The organism is Brevibacterium picturae, from assembly GCF_030453725.1.
GTDB classification, from domain to species: domain Bacteria; phylum Actinomycetota; class Actinomycetes; order Actinomycetales; family Brevibacteriaceae; genus Brevibacterium; species Brevibacterium sandarakinum_A.
Window position 1 is genome coordinate 1 of sequence record NZ_JAKDJU010000168.1, and the last position, 6,479, is coordinate 6,479.

Annotated in this window: 6 protein-coding genes; 2 read left to right on the forward strand and 4 right to left on the reverse strand. The window is 62.7% G+C overall.

Annotation, left to right across the window (positions count from 1 at the left end; all coding sequences use genetic code 11):
- From L0G76_RS13140 to L0G76_RS13155, 4 genes are all read right to left on the reverse strand, one after another.
- The coding region (locus L0G76_RS13140) for a tripartite tricarboxylate transporter permease (protein ID WP_304357627.1) at positions 1–1,113 on the reverse strand (1,113 nt) is incomplete at its 3' end.
- Positions 1,110–1,712: a tripartite tricarboxylate transporter TctB family protein gene (locus L0G76_RS13145; RefSeq protein WP_304357628.1), complete on the reverse strand. Its 603-nt coding sequence runs from the start codon at positions 1,710–1,712 to the stop codon at positions 1,110–1,112. The genes L0G76_RS13145 and L0G76_RS13140, both read right to left, overlap by 4 nt.
- Positions 1,709–2,668, reverse strand: a complete 960-nt coding sequence (locus tag L0G76_RS13150; RefSeq protein ID WP_304357629.1) for a Bug family tripartite tricarboxylate transporter substrate binding protein — start codon at positions 2,666–2,668, stop codon at positions 1,709–1,711. Before L0G76_RS13150 ends, L0G76_RS13145 begins: the two co-directional genes overlap by 4 nt.
- 324 nt (positions 2,669–2,992) lie before the next feature.
- Positions 2,993–4,279 carry an adenylosuccinate synthase gene (locus tag L0G76_RS13155; protein WP_304357630.1) on the reverse strand — a complete coding sequence of 429 codons (1,287 nt, stop codon included), beginning with the start codon at positions 4,277–4,279 and terminating at the stop codon, positions 2,993–2,995.
- 246 nt (positions 4,280–4,525) lie between these two features.
- Here L0G76_RS13155 and L0G76_RS13160 point away from each other — a divergent pair, with 246 nt between their 5' ends.
- Together L0G76_RS13160 and L0G76_RS13165 are read left to right on the forward strand one after the other, a co-directional pair.
- Positions 4,526–5,344 carry an alpha/beta fold hydrolase gene (locus tag L0G76_RS13160; protein ID WP_304357631.1) on the forward strand — a complete coding sequence of 273 codons (819 nt, stop codon included), beginning with the start codon at positions 4,526–4,528 and terminating at the stop codon, positions 5,342–5,344.
- A gap of 216 nt (positions 5,345–5,560) precedes the next feature.
- A partial coding sequence (locus L0G76_RS13165) for an aminotransferase-like domain-containing protein (RefSeq protein ID WP_304357632.1) occupies positions 5,561–6,479 on the forward strand: 919 nt, incomplete at its 3' end.

Consider the following 6,479-nt stretch of genomic DNA (forward strand, 5'->3'; position numbering starts at 1 on the left):
GACGCCGAGGACGGCGCTGATCAGAAGTGCTCCGATGATGCTCCACCCCAGGGCAGGGTTGGCATCGAAGAATCCGGGCCCGGGATTGAGTCCGTACATCATCAGGTACGCCAGCAGCACCGCGGTTGTCCCCGATCCGGGGATGCCCAGAGTCAGCAACGGAACCATGGATCCCGAGACGGCAGCGTTGTTGGCGGCCTCGGGTGCGACGAGTCCTCGCACAGCCCCCTTGCCCATTCCCGCCGAGGCGGGTGCCAGTCGCTTCTCCACACCGTAGGAGAAGAACGCGGCGATCGTTGTGCCCGCCCCGGGCAGCACTCCCGAGACGAATCCGATGACAGAGCCGCGCAGCCCCGGTAGTGCTCCCTGCTTGAGTTCACTCCCGGTAGGGAAGAATCGACCGCTGAGTCGAGTCATGCTCTGACCAGAGTTTCCCATCATGGTGCTGGCCAGGATCTCACCGACGCCGAAGACGCCGATGATCGCGACGATCGGATCGATGCCTTCCAATAAGGTGAAGGTCCCGAAGGTGAACCTTGGCAGGCCGGACTGGAGTTCGATGCCGACCGTCGAGATCGCGACACCGATCACGACGGCGGTCAGGCCGAGCATCGGAGCGTTGCCGACCAGTGTGGCGCTGAGTACCAGTGCCATGACGACGACGGCGAAGTATGCGGCCGGGCCGAACGCCAGTCCCAGCTCCGACATCGGACCCGCGATGAATGCCAACCCGAGGAAGGCCAGGAGGCTGCCGAGGAACGAAGCGAGCGCTGAGATCGACAGCGCCGTGGCGGCCTTGCCTTTGAGCGCCATCGGGTGACCGTCGAGGGTGGTCATGATCGCTCCGGGGTCGCCCGGGATGTTGAGCAGAATAGCCGAGATCCGGCCCCCGTACTCGGCGCCGAGGTAGAGGGATACCATCAGCGGCAGGGAAAGTTCGGCCGGCATGGTGATCGCCACGGGCAGGAGCAGCGCGATGGCCGTCGAAGGTCCCACCCCGGGCAGCAGGCCGGCAACGGTTCCGAGGATCACGCCGACGAGGATGACGAGAAGCAGGGTCGGCGAGCTGGAGAGCGCCCCCAGGGCACCCAGCAGATCGGTCCACGAGTTCATAGGTTGACCCCTCCGAACAGCAGGTATTCGATCCAGCCGACGGGCAGCAGTACGTTCAGCCACACGTCGAAGACGAGGAAGAGCACCAGCCCGATGATCAGCCCCACGAACAGCAGCCATACCGCGCGTTTGAGGGTAGGTCTCACGCCGAAGACGAGCACGGTGGTCAACACCGAGAAGATGGCGGCCGCCTCGGCGAATCCGATGAGGAAGATCGATGCAGTGAACAGGACGAAGAGCACGATGCAGGTTGCAACTCGCAACAGCTCCGTCTTCGACACCGCCCGCACTTCGACGCGCCTGCGCAGCAGCGTGAGCACACCGAGCGACGTCGTGCAGACCAGGACGATGGCTACGACGACCGGGAAGGTCTTGGGCCCGATCCCTTCCTCGGTCTCGGCATCAGGCAGCAGCACGGCGTTGACCAGATAGAAGACGGCGATCACCACCAGAAGCACCGAAGCGATCCCCGTTGACATGGTGGTGCTCGCGGTCTCCGACCCCATCTGGGCAAGCGACGCATTGTCAGGCCGAATGCTGTCGGTTGCTGTGCCCTCGGATGGGTCAGGAGATTCTGTCTGTGTCGGTTCGCCCGTCATTTCGCCAATCCCACCTTCTCGAGCACCTCGGTCGACTCTTCCCTTTCGGGCAGGATGACCGACTCCAACCAATCGTCACCCGGCATGTAAGCCGGATCGATGCCCAGGGCGTCGGCTTGACCGCGGAACTCTTCAGACTCGACGCTGCTCTTGAGGGACTGCTGCCACCAGCGGACGGCCTCGTCTGACATGCCTGCTGGGCCGAAGACTCCTCGCCAGTGGTTGATGGTGATGTCCATGTCGAGATCGTGCCAGGTCGGCACTCCTTCGGCCGGGCCGTCCGTGAGTCGCTTCGGCGCTGCTACGGCGATGATTTCGACATCACCGGACTCAATGAGTTCCGTTGCCTCCGAGAGCCCCGTTGAGGCGACGTCGATACGACCGCCCAGAAGTTCATTGTTGAGGTCGCCTCCGTCGGAGAACGCCACCAGATTCAACAACGCCAGATCCTCGATCCCGTACTCGCTGGCCGGGCGAAGAACATTGAGCTGATCATCGCTGGGAACGGTGCCGATGCCGAACTTCACCGACTTCGGATCGTCCTTGACGCTGTCGAGGACCTTGTTGGGAGAATCGAACTCGGATCCCGTCTTGGCCAGCCAGACTTCGTAGTCGGTGGTCAGCTGGGCGATGGGAGTGAAGTCATTGAGTGACATTTCGGTCGTCCCGGTGATGTGGGATAGGAAGACGCGGTTGGATTCAAAGACCACACTGGTCCCGTCGTTCTCACGCTGAAGGACCGCCGCTCTGGCGGGATTGCCGCCACCGCCGCCCATGTTCTCGATAGTCATCAGGCTCTCGACTCCTGCGGCTTCGAGGCCATCCTTCGTCATTCGGGCCGCCAGGTCGAGTCCGCCTCCGGGCGAACCCGCGGCAATGGCAGTGACCCGTGGTGGAGGAAAGCCTTCGTTGCGGTCGATGTCGGGCATGCAGGCGGTCGTCGATATGAGAGTCATCAGTGCGACCGCGGTTACCACGGGCATTCGCATCGGACGATTCGATGACGAGGAAGCTGTTGTCCGCCTCGGCGCGAACAGGGTAGTGAACATAGCGTTCGACGCTAGCAGTCAACAAGGCATGTTCTCAACGAATCTTGCGAAAATGAGATGAGTTCGCTGAGCCTGCAGTAGAGGATATCGGCATGTGGGAACAGTGCCGGTATCGTGTTTCTGCCTCACCGTTCACAGCCGATATCAGCATCGAATAGGCAAGCACATCGGCGGTGACTTCCATAGAGAAGATCACCGCCGATGGGAAAATCATTGCTGTCCGTCAGACGCTCAGTCCAGCAGGTCGTGCCGCACGATCGACTGCTCGCGGTCGGGACCGACGCCGATGACCGACATCCGGCAGCCCGAGCGCTCCTCGAGAGCGAGCACGTACTTCTGCGCGTTCTCAGGAAGATCCTCGAAGGTCCGCGCCCCGGTGATGTCCTCGCTCCAACCGTCGAAGTACTCGAAGATGGGCTTGGCGTGGTGGAACTCGGTCTGCGACATCGGCATCTCGTCGTGTCGGACTCCGTCGACCTCGTAGGCCACGCAGACGGGGATGGACTCGATGCCGGTGAGCACGTCGAGCTTCGTGAGCACGTAGTCGGTGAAGCCATTGACTCGGGCGGCGTAGCGGGCGATGACCGCGTCATACCAGCCGCAGCGGCGAGCTCGTCCGGTGTTGACTCCGAACTCGCCCCCGGCCTTCTGCAGGTACTCGCCCATGTCGTCGAAGAGTTCGGTGGGGAACGGGCCGGCACCCACGCGCGTGGTGTAGGCCTTGACGATGCCGACGACGCGGTTGATGCGGGTCGGTCCGATGCCGGACCCCACGCAGGAGCCGCCTGCAGTCGGGTTCGACGAGGTCACGAACGGGTAGGTGCCGTGGTCGACGTCGAGCATGGTGGCCTGGCCGCCCTCCATGACGATGACCTCGTGACGGTCGAGCGCGTCATTGAGCAGCTGCTCGGTCTCAGCCACGTAGGGGCGCAGGCGCTCGACGAAGGGCAGGAAGTAATCGACGATCTCTTCGACGTCGACGGCCCTGCGGTTGTAGACCTTGACCAGCAACTCGTTCTTCTGGCGCAGCGAGCCTTCGATCTTCTGGCGCAGGATCGATTCGTCGAAGATGTCCTGGACACGGATTCCCAGGCGCCCGATCTTGTCCATGTAGGCCGGGCCGATTCCGCGGCCGGTGGTGCCGATGGCCCGCTTGCCCAGGAACCGCTCGGTCACCTTGTCCAGAGTCTGGTGGTAAGGAGCGACGAGGTGGGCATTGGCCGAGATCCGCAGCTTGGAAGTGTCCGCGCCACGAGTCTCCAGGGCCTCGATCTCTTCGAAGAGCGCCTCAAGGTTGACCACGACCCCGTTGCCGATGACCGGGGTGACATTGGGCGAGAGGATGCCTGCCGGCAGAAGTTTGAGTTCGTACTTCTCACCGCCGACGACAACCGTATGGCCTGCGTTGTTCCCACCGTTGGGCTTGACCACGTAGTCGACGCTGGTGCCGAGGATATCGGTCGTTTTACCTTTACCTTCGTCGCCCCATTGAGCGCCGACGACAACGATTGCTGGCATGAGAGTTGTTCACCTCAAAGTGAAAGAGGGGGATGTCATTACGGCCTTAGTCTACTGGGTCACCATGACGCGACCGTCATCAGCCCCGCTCATCGGGTCACGACGACGCGGTCAATATCCCGGGCCTTGGCGCGGTCGGGGCCAGATGAGCCGCTGCGCCCCTTTACCCACGACACGTCCCGTGGGATCGTAGCCACCGATGACTGAGGTCACCTCACAACCGCTCCGAAAGGAAGCGCCGCGTCAATGCCGACGTTCGAGAAGACGAAGCTGAAGCTGAGCAACGGCTCACTCATGCCCACTGTTGAGCTGGGCTGCGGGCCCACGCCATTCGTCACCATCCCAGGGGCCGGGGACGGGATCTCGACTGCGTATGATGCAGCGCGAAGCATGGCCTGGTTCTATCGCCGTCGCGCACCTCATCAGCACATGTACATCATGAGCCGACGTGAGGACATTCCCCTCGACTACACCATCGCCGATCACGCTCGGGATTACATCGAGGCGCTGGACCGGTTGCATCTGGGCCCGGTGATCCTCGAATGCAATTCCGCGGGTGGCCCGATCGGACAGCTGATCGCCGCCAACCGTCCCGATCTGGTCCGCGCCCTGGTGCTGGCCTCCACCTCACACAAGATCGACGCCGATGCCGCTGACGTCATCGAAGGCTGGTTGACGATGGTCGGCAACGGTCAGTGGGCAGAATTCGGGTGGGACACCACAGTCAAGACCTACTGCAGTGCCGAACGCTTCCACTGGGCGGCACCGGCGCTGAAGCCGATCCTCGGTGCGGTGACTCGACCGAAAGATCCTGATCGCTTACACCGTCTGCTGCAGGGGCTCCTCGAGGTCGACAACAGCAGCATTCTTGCCGATATCACCTGTCCGACCTTGGTTTTCGGTGGAACGCGAGATCCGATCTTCGGCAGCGAACTGCAACGGCAGATGGCCCGAGGCATAGCCGGAGCCAGACTCGTCCAAGCACCCGATTACCTCCATGGGGCAGATCTGGAAAGCCCGGAATACCCGAAGGCGATCGTCGAACTCATCGTCGCCACGTACTGACGTACAAGCGCTGAAGCACTCGCCGAGGTGGCCCGACGCCCGCCTGCGACTCACCGACCCAGCCCCTGCGACTCACCGACCCAGCCACGCCTCTTGCCCCGCCGAGCTTGTCGTACCTATGCTGAGTTCACTACTAGTACCGTCGTTCGGGCACCTTGCTCCTGAACATCGCCGGTGACGTCGAGGTCCGGGGGCACACGCCTGCTGGAGGTTGTCATGTCCACCGTGAGTTCACCCGCACCATCATCCTCATCGAGCCGGGCTCTGCCGCTCGCCACTCGCGCTGACGGCCTCGTCGGATCGGTCATCGATTCCTCGACCACGCTGCTGGCCTCCTACACGCACGACATTGTGAAGTTCGGGATGGGCGCACCGGCCCCGGACATGCTTCCCTCCAGCGAATTCGCGCGCATCGCCAAGAGCGTCTTCTCACCGGAGAGCTTCACCTACGGCGAGACCCAGGGCGAGCCGGTCCTCATCGACGCTCTGCTGAACTATCTGCAGGACACGTCTCAGATCCCGAACGAGCACTTCGGCGATCGCGAACGACTCGTCATCACCTCGGGCGGCATGCAAGGTCTCGACCTGGGATTCAAACTCTTCGTCAGCCCCGGAGACCTCGTGTTCTGCGAATCTCCGACCTACACGAACGGCTCCGCAACGGCGATGAGCTATGAGGCCGAGGTCATCGAGGTCCCCGTCGACCACGAGGGCATGCAGGTCGATCAGCTCGACGAGCTCGTCGCGCGGGCCGGACGAGCACCGTCGGTCATCTACACGATCCCGACATTCCAGAACCCGGCCGGGGTGACGATGTCACGCGAACGCCGCGAGAAGCTCCTCGAGTTCGCCCATCGCCACAACTCGGTGATTCTCGAGGACAACCCCTACGGCACTCTGCGCTTCTCCGGCGAGGACATCCCCTCGCTCAGCCATCTCAGCCCCAACGACCCACTCGTCTTCGGCGTGCGTACCTTCTCCAAGTTCGTCGCACCGGGTCTGCGCATCGGGTGGGTCGACATCGACCCACAGATCCGCAACCTCGTCATCAATGCCAAGCAGACCATGGACACCTGCACGAGCGTCCCGACTCAGCATATGGTCGCCCAGTGGCTGAGCGAAGGCGGCGCGAACG